The organism is Streptomyces sp. JNUCC 64, from assembly GCF_054484115.1.
Genome location: NZ_CM137015.1, coordinates 4,908,961 through 4,924,069 on the forward strand (window position 1 = coordinate 4,908,961; position 15,109 = coordinate 4,924,069).

17 protein-coding genes are annotated in these 15,109 nt (G+C 72.0%); 12 read left to right on the plus strand and 5 right to left on the minus strand.

Annotated elements, in window-relative coordinates; translation table 11 throughout:
* The first annotated feature begins 897 nt into the window (after positions 1-897).
* From hemL to ccsB, 8 genes are all read left to right on the plus strand, one after another.
* Positions 898-2,226, plus strand: a complete 1,329-nt coding sequence (gene hemL / locus ACVWNX_RS20400) for a glutamate-1-semialdehyde 2,1-aminomutase (RefSeq protein ID WP_454408856.1) — start codon at positions 898-900, stop codon at positions 2,224-2,226.
* Positions 2,223-2,915, plus strand: a complete 693-nt coding sequence (locus ACVWNX_RS20405) for a histidine phosphatase family protein (protein ID WP_454408858.1) — start codon at positions 2,223-2,225, stop codon at positions 2,913-2,915. The genes hemL and ACVWNX_RS20405 overlap by 4 nt, the downstream gene beginning before the upstream one ends.
* Before the next feature lie 112 nt (positions 2,916-3,027).
* Entirely contained in the window at positions 3,028-3,339 is a 312-nt protein-coding gene (locus ACVWNX_RS20410) for a hypothetical protein (protein ID WP_454408859.1), read from the plus strand.
* A 333-nt stretch (positions 3,340-3,672) separates the two neighbouring features.
* Positions 3,673-4,959, plus strand: a complete 1,287-nt coding sequence (locus ACVWNX_RS20415) for a polysaccharide deacetylase family protein (protein WP_454408860.1) — start codon at positions 3,673-3,675, stop codon at positions 4,957-4,959.
* A gap of 321 nt (positions 4,960-5,280) precedes the next feature.
* On the plus strand, positions 5,281-5,973 hold the full coding sequence (locus ACVWNX_RS20420; RefSeq protein WP_454408861.1) for a TlpA family protein disulfide reductase: 693 nt from the start codon (positions 5,281-5,283) through the stop codon (positions 5,971-5,973).
* Positions 5,974-6,136: 163 nt separating this feature from the next.
* Complete coding sequence (locus tag ACVWNX_RS20425; protein WP_454414860.1) at positions 6,137-6,859, plus strand: cytochrome c biogenesis CcdA family protein; 723 nt, start codon at positions 6,137-6,139, stop codon at positions 6,857-6,859.
* A 3-nt stretch (positions 6,860-6,862) separates the two neighbouring features.
* Positions 6,863-8,746 (plus strand): cytochrome c biogenesis protein ResB, encoded by a 1,884-nt coding sequence (gene resB / locus ACVWNX_RS20430; protein WP_454408862.1) that lies wholly within the window; start codon positions 6,863-6,865, stop codon positions 8,744-8,746.
* Entirely contained in the window at positions 8,743-9,819 is a 1,077-nt protein-coding gene (gene ccsB / locus ACVWNX_RS20435) for a c-type cytochrome biogenesis protein CcsB (protein ID WP_454408864.1), read from the plus strand. The genes resB and ccsB overlap by 4 nt, the downstream gene beginning before the upstream one ends.
* Before the next feature lie 105 nt (positions 9,820-9,924).
* On the opposite strand, the gene ACVWNX_RS20440 is transcribed toward ccsB, so the two are convergent.
* From ACVWNX_RS20440 to ACVWNX_RS20450, 3 genes are read right to left on the minus strand one after another with little or no spacing between them, the layout of a single operon-like run.
* Positions 9,925-10,203, minus strand: coding sequence for a hypothetical protein (locus ACVWNX_RS20440; RefSeq protein ID WP_454408866.1), 279 nt, complete (start codon positions 10,201-10,203; stop codon positions 9,925-9,927).
* Complete coding sequence (locus ACVWNX_RS20445) at positions 10,200-10,337, minus strand: hypothetical protein (RefSeq protein ID WP_454408867.1); 138 nt, start codon at positions 10,335-10,337, stop codon at positions 10,200-10,202. The genes ACVWNX_RS20440 and ACVWNX_RS20445 overlap by 4 nt, the downstream gene beginning before the upstream one ends.
* Positions 10,334-10,567 (minus strand): hypothetical protein, encoded by a 234-nt coding sequence (locus ACVWNX_RS20450; protein WP_454408869.1) that lies wholly within the window; start codon positions 10,565-10,567, stop codon positions 10,334-10,336. The genes ACVWNX_RS20445 and ACVWNX_RS20450 overlap by 4 nt, the downstream gene beginning before the upstream one ends.
* A gap of 77 nt (positions 10,568-10,644) precedes the next feature.
* On the opposite strand from ACVWNX_RS20450, the gene ACVWNX_RS20455 reads away from it, so the two are divergent.
* Complete coding sequence (locus tag ACVWNX_RS20455; protein WP_454408870.1) at positions 10,645-11,655, plus strand: helix-turn-helix domain-containing protein; 1,011 nt, start codon at positions 10,645-10,647, stop codon at positions 11,653-11,655.
* Positions 11,652-11,861, plus strand: a complete 210-nt coding sequence (locus ACVWNX_RS20460; RefSeq protein WP_454408871.1) for a DUF397 domain-containing protein — start codon at positions 11,652-11,654, stop codon at positions 11,859-11,861. Before ACVWNX_RS20455 ends, ACVWNX_RS20460 begins: the two co-directional genes overlap by 4 nt.
* A 101-nt stretch (positions 11,862-11,962) precedes the next feature.
* On the opposite strand, the gene ACVWNX_RS20465 is transcribed toward ACVWNX_RS20460, so the two are convergent.
* Entirely contained in the window at positions 11,963-12,508 is a 546-nt protein-coding gene (locus ACVWNX_RS20465) for a hypothetical protein (RefSeq protein WP_454414861.1), read from the minus strand.
* Between the two features lie 348 nt (positions 12,509-12,856).
* On the opposite strand from ACVWNX_RS20465, the gene ACVWNX_RS20470 reads away from it, so the two are divergent.
* Complete coding sequence (locus ACVWNX_RS20470) at positions 12,857-13,504, plus strand: RNA polymerase sigma factor (protein WP_454408872.1); 648 nt, start codon at positions 12,857-12,859, stop codon at positions 13,502-13,504.
* The gene (locus ACVWNX_RS20475; protein WP_454408873.1) at positions 13,501-14,442 is read left to right on the plus strand and encodes a CU044_5270 family protein; all 942 of its coding nucleotides are present in this window, start codon (positions 13,501-13,503) and stop codon (positions 14,440-14,442) included. The genes ACVWNX_RS20470 and ACVWNX_RS20475 overlap by 4 nt, the downstream gene beginning before the upstream one ends.
* A 193-nt stretch (positions 14,443-14,635) precedes the next feature.
* Here ACVWNX_RS20475 and ACVWNX_RS20480 read toward each other — a convergent pair whose 3' ends face one another.
* Positions 14,636-15,031 (minus strand): PLD nuclease N-terminal domain-containing protein, encoded by a 396-nt coding sequence (locus tag ACVWNX_RS20480; RefSeq protein WP_454408875.1) that lies wholly within the window; start codon positions 15,029-15,031, stop codon positions 14,636-14,638.
* Positions 15,032-15,109 lie beyond the last annotated feature (78 nt).

Below are 15,109 nucleotides of genomic sequence, written 5' to 3' on the forward strand. Positions count from 1 at the left end.
CGGTGAAAACGACGGGCCGGGGGCGGAGGGTCTTTTCGGCGGGACCGCCGGAGGGTACGATTCGCGCCTCCCGCGCCCCCCGGCCCGGAACCCTTGTCCTTCGAGTCCCCGGGGACTCCCCGTCACCGCCGCGCGGTTCACCCGGGGCGTGCTCGCGCACCCGGCCAGCTGGGGGCGGGGCTCCAGGGGCGTTCACGCGGGGCGCCGCCCGGCGCCTATCGCCCGCGAAACCCAAAGGGAAGGCGCGCGGGGTGCCGGAAGTCCGGCCGGCCGGGAACACCGGTCGGTAACACCGGGGAAAAAACCAGCGAATTCCGACCCGTTTCCCGCCGGTTCGGGAACCCTATACAGGAACACCCGCCGGAACACCACCGGAACATCCGCCGGAACGCGAGGGGAACGTCCCGGGCAACTCCGTGCGGTGGCCACCGGGAAAGTCCCGCGGGGACTCGGTTCGTCCGCGCGGGCACCTCCAGACGAACCGTCCCGCCGAACCGTCCCGCTGGTTTGCGAGGAGCCCCGGAGAGTCCGGGCGGGCCCCGGAACGGCCGGGAGAACCCCGCCCGCCGAAGGCCCCCGGAGCGCGGTCGCCGTCTGCCGGGCGGGCCCTCCACGGGACCCGGACCGCCGCCCCCGCCGCCCTCCCGGGTCATCCGTCCGGGGCGACCGCGGCGGCCGTCCGCCCGGTGCGCCCGCCCCGGCGACGGCGGTCGGCACGGGCCCGGGCGGGCGGGGCCCGGGGCCGGGGTGGAGACTGGTGGGGACCCGGGCGGACGACCGGGGAACGGGACGCGGTGCGCGGCCGGGGTTCCAGGGCCCGCCCCCGGCGAGGGGGGCGGGGGCTTTCTTCTAGTCTGGGGGGCGTCCACCCCATTCGGCCCTAGGGAACCGCAGGTTATGAGCCAACAACCCTATCGGTATGAAGCCCCGGCTTCGCAGTCGCTCTTCGACCGCGCGGCACAGGTGACGCCGGGGGGCGTGAACTCCCCGGTGCGTGCCTTCCGCGCCGTGGGCGGCACGCCCCGGTTCATGGTGTCCGGACGGGGCCCGTACCTGACCGACGCCGACGGCCGCGAGTACGTGGACCTGGTGTGCTCGTGGGGGCCGATGATCCTCGGACACGCCCGTCCCGAGGTGGTCGACGCGGTGCGGGAGGCGGTCGGCCGGGGCACGTCCTTCGGGACGCCCGGCGAGGGCGAGGTGGCCCTCGCGGAGGAGATCGTCGCCCGGGTGGCTCCGGTGGACCAGGTCCGGCTGGTGTCCAGCGGGACGGAGGCCACGATGTCGGCGATCCGGCTCGCGCGGGGCTTCACCGGCCGCGCCAAGGTGGTCAAGTTCGCCGGGTGCTACCACGGCCACGTGGACGCGCTGCTCGCCGCCGCCGGGTCGGGTCTGGCGACCTTCGCGCTGCCGGACACCCCGGGCGTGACGGGCGCGCAGGCCGGGGACACCATCGTCCTGCCGTACAATGACCTGGACGCCGTCCGGGCCGCGTTCGCCGCGCACCCCGGTGAGATCGCCTGCGTGATCACCGAGGCGTCCCCCGGCAACATGGGCGTGGTGCCGCCCCGCGAGGGCTTCAACGCCGGACTGCGGGACCTGTGCCGCGAGCACGGCGCGCTGTACGTCTCGGACGAGGTGATGACGGGCTTCCGCACCTCCCGCGCCGGATGGTTCGGGGTGGACGGGGTGGCGCCCGACCTGATGACCTTCGGCAAGGTTATGGGCGGCGGCTTCCCGGCGGCGGCCTTCGGCGGCCGGGCGGACGTCATGGCCGCGCTGGCCCCCGCCGGGCCGGTGTACCAGGCGGGCACGCTCTCCGGGAACCCGGTCGCGACGGCGGCCGGACTGGCGCAGCTGCGGCTGCTGGACGACGCCGCGTACGCGACCCTCGACACGGTCGCCGACCGGGTCCGCGCCCTGGTGACGGAGGCGCTGACCAAGGAGGGCGTCGCGCACCGGGTCCAGAGCGCCAGCACCATGTTCTCCGTGTTCTTCACGGAGGAGGAGGTCCACGACTACGAGGCCGCCAAGCGGCAGGAGTCGTTCCGCTTCAACGCGTTCTTCCACGCGATGCTCGCGCACGGCGTGTACCTGCCGCCGTCCGCGTTCGAGTCGTGGTTCGTGTCCACCGCCCACGACGACGCCGCGATCGAGCGGATCGCGGCGGCGCTGCCCGCCGCCGCCCGTGCCGCCGCCGAGGCCGTCGCGGGGGGCGCGGCGTGAGCGGGACGACGGCCGGGACGGACCGCACGATCGTCCACCTGGTCCGGCACGGGGAGGTCGAGAACCCCGAGGGCATCCTCTACGGGCGCCTCGCCGGGTACCACCTGTCCGGGCTGGGACGGGAGATGGCCGACCGGGTCGCCGAGCACCTCGCGGACCGGGACGTCACCTTCGTCTCCGCCTCGCCGCTGGAGCGGGCGCAGGAGACGGCGGCGCCGGTCGCCAAGTCCCACGGGCTCGACCTGGGCAGCGACGCGCGGCTGATCGAGGCGGGCAACGTCTTCCAGGGCAAGACCTTCGGCGTCGGCGACGGCGCGCTGCGCAGGCCCGGCAACTGGCGGCACCTGGTCAACCCGTTCCGGCCGTCCTGGGGCGAGCCGTACATCGACCAGGTGGTGCGGATGCTGCGGGCGATGGACGCGGCGCGCGACGCCGCCCGGGGGCACGAGGCGGTGCTCGTCAGCCACCAGCTGCCGATCTGGATCGTGCGGAGCTACGTGGAGCGCCGCCACCTGTGGCACGACCCGCGACGGCGCCAGTGCACCCTCGCCTCGCTGACCAGCTTCACCTACGAGGGCGACCGGATCGTCTCGGTCGGCTACTCCGAGCCCGCCCGGGACCTGGTGCCGCCGCATCTGCTGGCGGGCGCCAAGAAGGTCAAGGGCGCGGCGAAGGCGTTCGGGGCGTAGCCCCCCGGGGCGGGCCGGGTCCCGGAGGGCCGGAACCGGAGGGTCGGGGCCCGGGGCGGCCCAAAGGCTCGGGGGCCCGGTGGGCGCGGTCGGCGGGAGTCATACTCCTCCCATGACCGCACCGATGGGGCCCCTGGTCGTCTTCGACGACGAGTCGTACATGTACGTCCTCAAGGATCTGGCCTTCGCCGAGGCGTGGTGGGAGCGGCCCGACGAGTACGGCCGGGGGTTCGACGCGACGGCCAGGCCGCTGCGCCTCGTCGGCGGACCCCACGGGGTGCGTTTCGAGCTGACCGGCGAGGAGCCGGACGAGGCGGAGCTGCGGAGGCTGGTCGCCGACCACTACCGGCGCCACCTCGGCGGGGAGTCACCGCCCTCGGCCCCCGCCCTCACCGACTTCCTCGGGCAGCTGCCGCACGAATGAACAGGCCCCGGAACCCCGCCCGCCACCCGCCGGGCGGGGTTCCCGGCTTTCCCGGACCTCCGGCTTCCCGGACCTCCCGCGCCTCCGGCCCTCCCGGACTTCCGGTTTCCCGTGGTGAGCCCGTGTGCTCAACCCGCGCGGCGAACCCGTGGTGATCGTTCACGGAAGCCAGGCATGATCATTAGCGATCTCTCTCGGTAAAGAAACAATCGAAATCTCCCTCAAAGGGAACCCATCTGTTCGATATGTGCTCTCAAGAGGCGTCCGAAAAAACAGGACGCGTCTTTGGGGGACGCAAATCGATCAAGCGATCAAGTGATCACAGGGGTTTCCATGCGGGACATCGGCCGACGGGGAATGATCGGGGCGGGAGCGGGCGCGCTCGCCGCCCTCGGGCTCGCGGGATGCTCTTCCGGCGGGGACGGTGACGGTGGTGGCGGCCGTGACCGGGGCGGGCGGGAACCCGGGCCGGAGCGGAGCCGTCCGGCGTCTCCGAAGGCCAGGCCCATCGGGGACGGGTCCACCTCCTTCACCGGGAAGCAGCCGCGCCAGCCCCCGGCGCCCGTCCCGCTGGAGCCCGGACAGACCCCGCCGCAGTTCGTGGTCTTCTCCTGGGACGGGGCCGGAGAGGTCGGCAACGGGCTGTTCCCGCGATTCCTCGATCTCGCCCGCGAACACGACGCGCACATGACCTTCTTCCTCTCCGGGATCTATCTGCTGCCCGAGTCGAAGAAGCGGCTCTACCGGCCGCCGAACAACGCCGTCGGGGCGTCCGACATCGGCTATCTGAAGGACGAGAACATCCGGTCGACCCTGAAGTACGTCGACCGCGCCTGGCGCGAGGGCCATGAGATAGGAACCCACTTCAACGGCCACTTCTGCGCGGGCCGGGGTTCCGTCGAGCACTGGACGTCCGCCCAGTGGCGCAGCGAGATCGAGCAGGCCACGTCCTTCGTCAAGGAGTGGCGCACCCACACCGGCTGGGACGACCTCCCCTCGCTGCCCTTCGACTACGACAAGGAGCTGATCGGGGCCCGCACCCCGTGTCTGCTGGGCCGCGACAACCTGCTGCCCGCCGCCCGCGAACTGGGCTGGCGCTACGACTCCTCCTCGCCCGGCGGCACCCAGCGCTGGCCCGGCAAGCGCGGCGGACTGTGGGACCTCCCGCTCCAGGCGATACCTTTCCCCGGCCGTTCGTTCGAGGTCCTGTCCATGGACTACAACATCATGGTCAACCAGTCCGGGAACGCGACCAACGGCCCGACCCGGCACCGCGCCCGCTGGCGCGAGCAGGCGACCGGCGCCTTCCTCGCCGGGTTCCGCCGCGCCTACGGGACCAACCGCGCGCCCCTCTTCATCGGCAACCACTTCGAGCAGTGGAACGGCGGCATCTACATGGACGCCGTCGAGGACACCGTCAAGCGGATCGCCGGGAAGAAGGACGTCCGGATCGTTTCCTTCCGGCAGTTCGTGGACTGGCTGGACGCCCAGCGGCCCGAGGTCCTCGACCGGCTGCGCGCCCTGGAGGTCGGCCAGAAGCCCGTCGGCGGCTGGCGCGGCTACCTCAAGGAGGAGAAGAAGGGGAACCCGGAGCGGAAGCCGTCCGGCACCCCGGGGTAGGTCCCGGCGGGACGCGGTCCGGTGACGCCGCCGGTGACACGTTTCCGCGCGTCGACGGGTGGCGCGTTCCGTCCGGCGACGGGTGACGTGTCCCGTCCGGCGACGGACGGCGTTCCGTCCGGCCACGGGCGACGTGTTCCGGCGGTCCGCCGCCGACGCGCCCGGGACCGGGAGGGACGCGTTCCGCCACCCCGTGGCCATGCCGTTCCGGACAGCGGGCGAACCCTGGCCGAAAGCCCTGCTCACCCCCTCTGAAATGGGCGTTCAACCCCGCCAGGGGGGTGCGGAAGATCCCCGAAACGGGCATGCGAAACTTTTCACATGAGTGCCGTCCGCCGTGCCCAGCAGAGCCCAGCCGCAGCACCCCGCACCCTCCGCCAGCGGCCGGAGGACTCCCGTCCCGGGGCCGCCGTCCGGAGCGCCGCCGGGCGCCGGGGCCGGATCGCGGCGGTCACCGCCGCCGCCACGGGCGCCGCCCTGCTGCTCACCGCGTGCGGTTCCGGCGGCACCGCCGGAGGGGCCGGCGGCACCAACTTCGTGGCCGGGAAGGACGGCATCTCCACCGTCGCGAAGGCCGACCGCAAGGACGGTCCGAAGATCGACGGCGAGACCCTCGAAGGCGAGGAACTGGACCTCGCCGACTACAAGGGCAAGGTCGTCGTCCTCAACGTCTGGGGCTCCTGGTGCCCGCCCTGCCGCGCGGAGGCCCCCGGCTTCCAGAAGGTCTCCGAGGAGACCGGGGCGAAGGGCGTCCAGTTCGTCGGCATCAACACCCGCGACACCAGCCAGGGCCCGGCGAAGGCGTTCGAGGAGAGCTTCGGCGTCACCTACCCGAGCCTGTACGACCCGATGGGCAAGCTGATGCTCCGCTTCCCCAAGGGCACGCTCAACCCGCAGTCGATCCCCTCCACCCTGGTGCTCGACCGGGAGGGCCGGGTCGCCGCCCGCGCGCTCACCCCGCTCAGCGAGGAGAAGCTGCGGAAGATGATCGCCCCCGTGATCGCGGAGAAGTGACCCGGTGACCTCCTTCACCGCCGGAGCCCTCACCGCCGGGACGCCGCTCGCGGAGCCGCTCGCCGGGGCGTCCGCCGGGTCGCCCTCGGGGACGTTCGCCGACCTGTCGGCCACCGCGCCGCTGTACCTCGCCGAGGCGGTGGTGGGCCCCAACCAGACCGTGATGAGCGGGGCGCTGCTGCTCGCCCTGCCGATCGCGCTGCTCGCCGGGCTCGTCTCCTTCTTCTCGCCGTGCGTGCTGCCGCTGGTCCCCGGCTACCTCAGCTACGTCACCGGCATCGGCGGCACCGACCTCGCGGAGGCCAAGCGCGGCCGGATGGTCGCCGGGGCCTCGCTCTTCGTCCTCGGCTTCACCGCGGTCTTCGTCTCCGGCGGCGCGCTCTTCGGCTACGCCGGGGAGAACCTCCTGGCCAACCAGGAGATCATCACCAAGGTCCTCGGCGCCCTCATGGTGCTGATGGGCTTCTTCTTCATGGGCGGGATGCCCTGGCTGACCCGGCGGGAGTTCCGCTTCCACAAGAAGCCCGCCGCCGGACTCGCGGGCGCCCCGCTGCTCGGCGCGATGTTCGGCGTCGGCTGGACGCCCTGCATGGGACCGACCCTGTCGGCCGTCAACACGCTCGCCCTGGAACAGGCCAACGCGGGGCGCGGGGCGGCGCTGACCGTCGCGTACTGCCTCGGTCTGGGACTGCCGCTGATCCTCGCGGCCGTGGCCTTCCGCAAGGCGATGGGCGCCTTCGCCTGGATCAAGCGGCACTACGTCTGGGTGATGAGGATCGGCGGCGGAATGATGATCGTGACCGGTCTGCTCCTGCTCACCGGTGTCTGGAACACCATGGTCCAGCACATGCAGGTCTGGTCCAGCGGCTTCTCGGTGGGGATCTGAACGATGAGCGACACCAAGGCCACGCCCGGGAACGCCCCGGCCGACGGCACCTCCGAGGCGCACGGAGACGACGCCTCCGCGCCGCCGGAAGGCACCTCCGTGGCGTCCGACGGCACCTCGACGACGTCCGGTGGCGGTGACGACCTCGGCGCCGCCGGGGCGCAGCTCACCACCGCGCCCCGCGAGGACGCCCCCCACCTCCCCGCGCTGGGCGTGATCGGCTGGGCGCGCTGGTTCTGGCGCCAGCTCACCTCGATGCGGGTCGCCCTGCTCCTCCTGCTGCTGCTGTCGCTGGCGGCGATCCCCGGCTCGCTGATCCCGCAGCGCGGCACCGACGACTTCCGGATCGAGGACCTCCGGGGGAAGAACCCCGCCCTCGCCTCCTTCTACGACGCGACCGGACTCTTCAACGTCTACAGCTCGGTGTGGTTCTCCGCGATCTACATCCTGCTGTTCGTCTCGCTGATCGGCTGCATCGTCCCCCGCACCTGGCAGTTCGTGGGCCAGCTCCGGGGCCGTCCGCCGGGCGCCCCCAAGCGGCTGACCCGGCTGCCCGCGTACACCACCTGGCGCACCGAGGCCGAGCCGGAGGCGGTGCGGGAGGCCGCGCTCGCCCTGGTGCGCGGCCGACGGTTCCGGGCGCACGTCACCGGGGACGCCGTCGCCGCCGAGAAGGGCTACCTCCGGGAGGCCGGCAACCTGGCCTTCCACGTGGCGCTGATCGTGATGCTGGTGGCGTTCGCCGCCGGACAGCTGCTGCGCCACGAGGGCAACAAGCTGATCCTGCCGGGCGGCGGCTTCTCCAACACGCTCACCCAGTACGACGACTTCAAGTCCGGCAACCTCTTCGGCCCGGACGACCTCACCCCGTTCAGCTTCCGCTTCGACAAGTTCGAGGGCACCTACCAGCGCAGCGGACCGTCCAAGGGCACCGCGAGCAGCTTCAAGGCCGACGTCACCTACAGCGAGGGCGTGGACGGGCCGGAGAAGAAGACGACCATCGAGGTCAACAAGCCGCTGGAGATCGACGGCACCAAGGTGTACCTGGTCTCCCACGGGTACGCGCCCGTGGTGACGGTCCGCGACCCGCGCGGCAAGGTGGTCTTCAGCGAGGCGGTGCCGCTGCTGCCGATGGACGCCAACGTCACCTCGTCCGGCGCGATCAAGGTCATGGACGGCTACCGCGACAAGGACGGCAAGAAGCAGCAGCTCGGCTTCAACGCGTTCTTCGTGCCGACCTTCGCCGGGGCGGGCAAGGGCCAGATGTTCTCGACCTTCCCGGCCCTCGACTTCCCGGTCCTCGCGCTCTCCGCCTACTACGGTTCCCTCGGGGTCAACGCGGGCATTCCGCAGAGCGTCTACCAGCTGGACCGGACGAAGATGAAGGAGTTCAAGGACAAGAACGGCGAGCTGCTCAAGAAGCGGCTGCTCCCGGGCGACACCATGAAGCTCCCCGGTGGCGCCGGGTCGATCACCTTCGAGAAGGAGATCCAGGAGTGGGCCGGGTTCCAGATCGCCCGGGAGCCCGGCAGCGGCTGGGCCCTCGGCGGGGCGATCACCGCCATCGCCGGACTCGCCGCCTCCCTGTTCATCCAGCGCCGCCGGGTCTGGGTGCGGGCCGTCACCGGCCCGGACGGGATCACCGTCGTGGAGATGGCCGGACTCGGCCGCAGCGAGTCCGCGAAGGTCCCCGAGGAACTCGCCGAACTCGCCGGAGCCCTGCACGACCTGGCGCCCACCGCCCCCCGCGCGGAATCCGTCGCCGGGGCCCCGGACGGACCGGGCGACGGCACCGGAACCGTCCCCCCGCCCGCCACGGACGCCACCGCCCCCACCGCTCCCACCCCCACGACCCCAGCCGTTCCTGCCGAAGGGGCAGAGAAGTGACTCTCGCCGCAGCGACCAACGAAAACCTCGCCAACATCAGCAATGTGCTGATCTATTCGGCGATGGCCGTCTACACGCTGGCCTTCTTCGCCTACATCGCGGAGTGGATCTTCGGCAGCCGCAGCAAGGTCGGCCGCACCGCCGCCTTGCTCACCCAGCGGGCCGCCGCCCCGGCCCCCGCCGTCACCGTGAAGTCGTCCGCCGGGACCACCACCCTGGAGCGGCCGAAGGTGATCACCCGGGTCGCCGCCGGGACCCGGGACGTGCCCGACGGTCCGGGCGCGGCGGGCGGCACCTTCAAGGGCGACCTGTACGGACGGATCGCGGTGGCGTTCAGCGTCCTGGCGTTCGTCGTCCACGCGGGCGGCGTCCTCACCCGGGCCCTCTCCGTGCAGCGCGCCCCCTGGGGCAACATGTACGAGTTCAACATCACGTTCTCGTGCGTGGCGACCGCCGTGTACCTGGGCTTCCTGGCGATGCGCAAGAACGTCCGCTGGATCGGTCTGCCGCTGACCACCGCCGTCCTGCTGGACCTCGGCCTCGCCATCACCGTCCTGTACACCGAGAGCGCGCAGCTGGTGCCCGCCCTCCACTCGTACTGGCTGTACATCCACGTCTCCACCGCGATCCTCTGCGGGGCCGTGTTCTACGTGGGCGCCGTGACGACGGTCCTCTACCTGTTCCGCGACTCCTACGAGAACAAGCTGGCGACCGGCGGCACGCCCGGCACCTTCGCCACCTCGGTGATGGAGCGGCTGCCCTCCGCCGCCAGCCTCGACAAGTTCGCCTACCGGGTGAACGCGGCGGTCTTCCCGCTCTGGACGTTCACGATCATCGCGGGCGCCATCTGGGCCGGTGACGCCTGGGGCCGCTACTGGGGCTGGGACCCCAAGGAGACCTGGTCGTTCATCACCTGGGTCGCCTACGCCTGCTACCTGCACGCCCGCGCCACCGCCGGGTGGAAGGGCCGCAAGGCCGCGTACCTGGCGCTGCTGGCCTTCGCCTGCTGGCTGTTCAACTACTACGGCGTCAACATCTTCGTCACCGGCAAGCACTCCTACGCGGGCGTCTGAGCCACCGCTCTCTCCCCGCTGGGGCCCGTCCGGTCCGCCGGACGGGCCCCGCGCTTTTCCCGCCCGGTCCGCGTCGGGCCCGTGCCCCCGTTGCCCGGGTGTTCCTCAGTACCCACGGTCCCGGACCCGCGCCGGGCCGGGCCCCGGGTTCCGGGCGAGTCCGCGCAGGGCAGTGCGGTGGTGCCGTTCCAGCGCCCGGAAGCGGCGGACCTCCTCGGGCCCGGCGGGACGGAGCCGCGCGTACGGGGCGTACCAGGCGGTGCCCCCGGGCCGCCCCAGCCGTACCGCTCCCCGGACGGCGGTCTGTCCGAGGACGGCGCCCACCAGCCCGAGCAGCCGGTCCACCACGATGCTCCCGACGGGGGCGTCCTCCGCCCTCGTCACGACAACCCCTCCACCGCGCCGTGGACGATGACGACGACGAGACCGCCCCAGACGCACAGCGTGAGGACGCCGCCCCAGAAGACGCCGTCGGGGGTGGTCTGGCTCCGGCGACGGCGGTGACGGCGGCGGTTCACGTGACCTCCCGGGACCGACGGTAGGCACCGAGCGCCCGGGCGACGGTCTTCGCCTCGGTGAGGCTGAGCCACCCCGGGTTGATCCAGAGGCGGGTGTCACCGGGCCTGGACTGGACGGTGGCGCGGACGTGGACGCCGGTCGCGGCGGCCTCGGTGACCAGGAGACGGCGGATCTCGTCGGCCTCCCTCCGTCTGGCGTCCGCGAGGGCTCCTCGTTCTTCCTCGTCCATGCGACTCCTCGATTGTGCGCGTATGGTCAACTCCCGCTTACGGGGAGTGATTTCACCCTTCCGTGAGACACAACCCCATGCAACACTTCGTGACGGTCGGCCAAGGGAAAGTGACCGAAAGTGAGTTCGATCTTTCGCGATGGGGAGACGGACCTTTCACCACGAGGGCGCGGACCTTTCACCGCGAATGCAAGGAAGAAAGAAGAGGGGGGCGCGGGATGCGGGGATCATCGGTACCGCAGCGCCAGGTGGGGCGGAACCTCAGAGCGCTGCGGGAGGCGGCCGGTATCACGCTGCGGGCGGCGGCGAAACGGATCGACAAGTCCGAGGTCACCATCTGGCGGATGGAGACCGGGCAGACGCCGATGAAGGCACCGGATGTAGAAGTCCTCTGCGGGTTCTACGGAGCGCCTCCGGAACTGATCGAGGCGCTCGTCGCGCTGGCCCGGGAGAGTCGTACGGCGGGGTGGTGGCAGAGCGGCAGTGTGCCTGGCTACACCTCGGGGTACGCGGGGATGGAACAGAGCGCCGACCACATCTCCACCTACGAGGATTCCCTGGTCCCCGGGCTGTTCCAGACCGCTGACTACTCGGCGGCCGTCATGCGCTCGCACCGCCCGGACCTGTCTTCCGAAGAGGTCGACGAGCGGGTCGCGTTCCGTCAGAAGCGGCAACTGATCCTGACACGGCAGCTGCCGCCGTTCACGTTCTCCGCCGTACTGTCCGAGGCGGCGATCAGGATGCCCATGGGCGGACCGGACGTGATGGCGACGCAGTTGGCCCACATCGTCTACGTCTCCCGACTGCCCAGGGTCTCGGTGCGGCTGGTTCCACTGGGAGTGGGGCCTCATCCGGGTCTCTACACCGGCAACTTCGTGATCCTGCGGTTCCCGGCCACCCCCGGCGGCGCGATCCATGAACCGACCACCGTGTACGGAGAGAACTTCAGCGGTGGCTGGTACTTCGACAAGCCGGAGGAGGTGCGGCAGCATGAGGAAGCGTTCAAGGGAATCTGGGCAGCGGCGCTTGATGAGGACGCGACCCGTCAAGCCTTGGCCGACGCAGCGAGGGACTACAAGGAATCATGAGCACTGAAACGTGGATCGTGTCGTCGTATTCAGTGTCGGATGGGAACTGTGTGGAAGCCCGGTGCTCCCGACCCCACCCCACCGGTGAGGTGACCGAGGTGGCCGTCCGTGACACCAAGTGGCGCACCGGCCCCGTGCTCTCGCTCGACTCCGGGGCCTGGTCCGCGTTCGTCGCGGGGCTTCGTGGTGAGGGCGCGTCGGCTTGAGCGGTGGTTGAGCCTTCGGTAGCCGGTCAGCCGAGTCCGCCCCCCTTTCAGCCCTGACGTGGATGGAGGCCGACGTCCGCCTCACGGCATGGGCCACGGTCTCAGCCGACCGAAGCCCGGCGCGGCGCGGCGCGATGGCGACGGTAGTAGGAGAAGGCGACGGCCGCGGTCAGCGGCCCCCAGAGGACCAGCGGTTGGTAGAGGATGCCGATGACCAGGCTCCCGGTGGGTGTCATGTCATCGTGCGGGTGCGCCCACCACCAGGGCATGGTGGACCAGAGCAGCGTCAGAGCCGCTGAGCCGAGGAAGGCGGGCACGACGGCGGCCATGGGCCGGACGCGTCGCCCTCCGATCAGCGGTATCCAGCCCGGTACGACCTCACCCCACGGACGCACCAGACCGATGACCAAGAGGGCGACCAGCTCGCTGACCACACTGAGCGTCAGCATCCACACCTTGGCGCTGAACGTTTCGAACGGCACGAAGCCCGCTTCGGTGTACCCAGCGGGATGTCCGAGCGCCCAGACGATGCGGAGAAGCCCGCTCGGCAGGACGACCAGCGCGGTCAGGTGAGCCGCCCGGACCGCCCAACGCGGTGGGGCAACGGATGCGACGGGGGAGGGCGGGCGAATGCTCATGCGACTCATCATCGAACGGCCCTCGACGCGCGTCGTCAGCCCGCGCGGCTGACCCGGACGGTCACGGGAACGAGAACCACGCCCCGCGATCAGCCGCGCGGCGGAACCATGGTCATCCTCCGGGACGACGTGCTCGTGCACCGCGCTCGGTCCACCGGGAACAGAGGAGAAGGCGTCCCCCACCCCGGCGGACGCCTTCCGTCGTGTGGTGACATGTAGTGCCATGAAACGTTCGGTCCCGGAACGCCACGAGACGGCGGCGCGCCCCGTGGTCGGTGGCGGGCCCCCGTGAGCCACGTCACGGGTCCGGTCCCGGACGGACGGGAACCCGGTCCCCCGGGCGGACAGGTGGGGGACGTGGACACCAACACACGGCGGACCAGGGCCCGCGTACGGGAGGGTGACGCCGACGCGTTCGGCGAGCTCTTCGACACGTACGCCCGCTCCGTCTACAACCACGGGTTCCGGCTGACGGGCGACTGGGTCGCGGCCGAGGACGTCGTCTCACTGACCTTCCTGGAGGCATGGCGGCTGCGGGGCAGGATCGACCCGGAGGGCGGGTCGCTGCGGCCCTGGCTGCTGGGCGTCGCCACCAACGTCACCCGCAACACCCGGCGCACCGCCCGCAGACACGCGGCGGCGGTGGCCCGGCTGCCCCGCGCCGAGGCGGTCCCCGACTTCGCGGACGAACTCGCCGAGCGCATCGACGACGCGGAACAGCTCGCGCTGGTGCGGGCCGCGCTGGCGAGGCTGCGGCGCGCGGAGCGGGAGGTGCTGGCGCTGTGCGTGTGGTCGGGCCTCGACTACGCCTCGGCGGCGGCGGCGCTCGGCGTCCCGGTGGGGACCGTGCGCTCCCGGCTCTCCCGCGCCCGCAAGAAGCTCGCGGCGGCCGTCGCGACCGCCCGCGAGGAGGTCCCGGTCCGCCGGGAACCCCTCGCGGGCCACGGACAGATGAGAGGTGGCCGCGTCCCCGCGGCCGGGCCCACCCAGGAGGGAACGCCATGAGTGAACTTTCCGAGCACGACCTTCCGCCGGGCCGTCACCGACTCCTCAAGGAGCATCTGATGACCGAGATCCGGCAGGAAGAGCGGCAGCGGAACGAGAAGGCCGCCGGAAGCCGTCCGGGCCGCCCCTGGCTGCGGCCGGTGCTGGTCGCCGCGGCGGCCGCCGCCATCGTCGGCGGAGTGCTGGTCGCGCTGCCGTCCGGCGCCGACAGGACCACCGCCACCCCGGCCCCCGCGCCCGGCGAGGCGGCGCGGCTGCTGGAGGACATCGCCCTGGCCGCCGCCAAGCGCGACGTTCCGGACGACATCCGCGACGACCAGTACGTCTACGTCAAGAGCCGGGTCGGCTACTCCGCCTGGGGCCTGAAGGCGGACAAGCCGGAGCTGGAGCCGCTGCACGACCGCGAGGTCTGGCACGCGGTCGACGGCAAGCGCCCCGGCCTGCTGGTGGAGAAGAACCGGAACGGGCGAGAGGAACTGGGCCCCGACGCCCCCGGTGACACCACCGCCACCAACTACCGCCGTCTCCAGACCCTGCCGACCGACCCCGACGCCATGCTGAAGTGGCTGTACAAGAACAAGCAGGGCGACAACCCGAAGCACGAGCAGGCGTTCACCTTCGTCGGCGACCTGTCCCGGGAGTCGCTGCTGCCGCCCGCGCAGGCCGCCGCGCTCTACCGGGCCGCCGCCAAGCTGCCCGGCGTCGAGGTGGTCAAGGGCGTCAAGGACGCGGCGGGCCGCTCCGGCATCGGGGTCAGCCGTGCGGACGAGGACGGGTTCGACCGGCAGCTGATCTTCAACCCGAAGACCCTGGAGTACCAGGGCGAGCGGGTGGTGGCCGCCCGGGACACCCAGGACGGACTGGAGAAGGGCGACCTGGCCGGTACGGCGGCGATCCTCGAACGCGAGGTCGTGGACAAGGTCGAGCAGCGCCCCTGACGGACGCCGCGCCCCGACCCGGACCAGGGGGGAGGACGGCAAACGGTAAAGGGGTTCGGAGCCGGTGACAGCGGCCCCGAACCCCCGGCCGGGCCCTTCCGGGCCCGGAGCCGGTCGTCCCGCCGGCCGGTCGTCCGGCGGGGCGGTCGTCCGGCGGGAGGACCGTCCGGCCTCCGGCGGGACGACCGTCCGCCTACTTCTCCTTCGCGGGGCCGTCCTCGGGGTCCGGGCGGTCCCCGTCCCGCCGCTCCGGCGTGCCGTCCGCCCCGGGACCGGAGTCGGGCTCCGGGGCCGCCGACCGGCGGCGGTTCTCCTCGCCCAGGGACTTCAGGAACTCGGGGTTGTCGTCGGGCGCCACCCACTGGGGGCGTCCGCCGCGCCCGGGGCGTCCCGCCGCCGCGCCCTTGCGGACCTTCCCCGTCACCAGCCAGGCGATCGGACCGACCAGCACCGGGCCGAAGAGCAGCACGATGATCACCCAGACCACCTTGGGGAGGTGCTTGACCTCCTCCTCCGGGGTGTTCAGGCAGTCGATGAAGGCGTAGATCCAGAGCGCCAGGACGAGGAGCGACGGCAGAACCCTGAGCATGGTGGCGTGATTCCCCAGCGAGTGGCGGCGGACCGTGGTATCGGCCCCGGTGACGGGGCCAGGGTAACCGGTACCGGA

Coding starts and splice junctions, on each gene's coding strand:
- ACVWNX_RS20480 (WP_454408875.1), bottom strand. CDS start 15,031: ATGCTCAGGGTTCTGCCGTCGCTCCTCGTCCTGGCGCTCTGGATCTAC.
- ACVWNX_RS20465 (WP_454414861.1), bottom strand. CDS start 12,508: ATGAGTCGCATGAGCATTCGCCCGCCCTCCCCCGTCGCATCCGTTGCC.
- hemL (WP_454408856.1), top strand. CDS start 898: ATGAGCCAACAACCCTATCGGTATGAAGCCCCGGCTTCGCAGTCGCTC.
- ACVWNX_RS20415 (WP_454408860.1), top strand. CDS start 3,673: ATGCGGGACATCGGCCGACGGGGAATGATCGGGGCGGGAGCGGGCGCG.
- ACVWNX_RS20420 (WP_454408861.1), top strand. CDS start 5,281: ATGAGTGCCGTCCGCCGTGCCCAGCAGAGCCCAGCCGCAGCACCCCGC.
- ACVWNX_RS20460 (WP_454408871.1), top strand. CDS start 11,652: ATGAGCACTGAAACGTGGATCGTGTCGTCGTATTCAGTGTCGGATGGG.
- ACVWNX_RS20425 (WP_454414860.1), top strand. CDS start 6,137: ATGAGCGGGGCGCTGCTGCTCGCCCTGCCGATCGCGCTGCTCGCCGGG.
- ACVWNX_RS20410 (WP_454408859.1), top strand. CDS start 3,028: ATGACCGCACCGATGGGGCCCCTGGTCGTCTTCGACGACGAGTCGTAC.
- ACVWNX_RS20450 (WP_454408869.1), bottom strand. CDS start 10,567: ATGGACGAGGAAGAACGAGGAGCCCTCGCGGACGCCAGACGGAGGGAG.
- resB (WP_454408862.1), top strand. CDS start 6,863: ATGAGCGACACCAAGGCCACGCCCGGGAACGCCCCGGCCGACGGCACC.
- ACVWNX_RS20455 (WP_454408870.1), top strand. CDS start 10,645: ATGCAACACTTCGTGACGGTCGGCCAAGGGAAAGTGACCGAAAGTGAG.
- ACVWNX_RS20475 (WP_454408873.1), top strand. CDS start 13,501: ATGAGTGAACTTTCCGAGCACGACCTTCCGCCGGGCCGTCACCGACTC.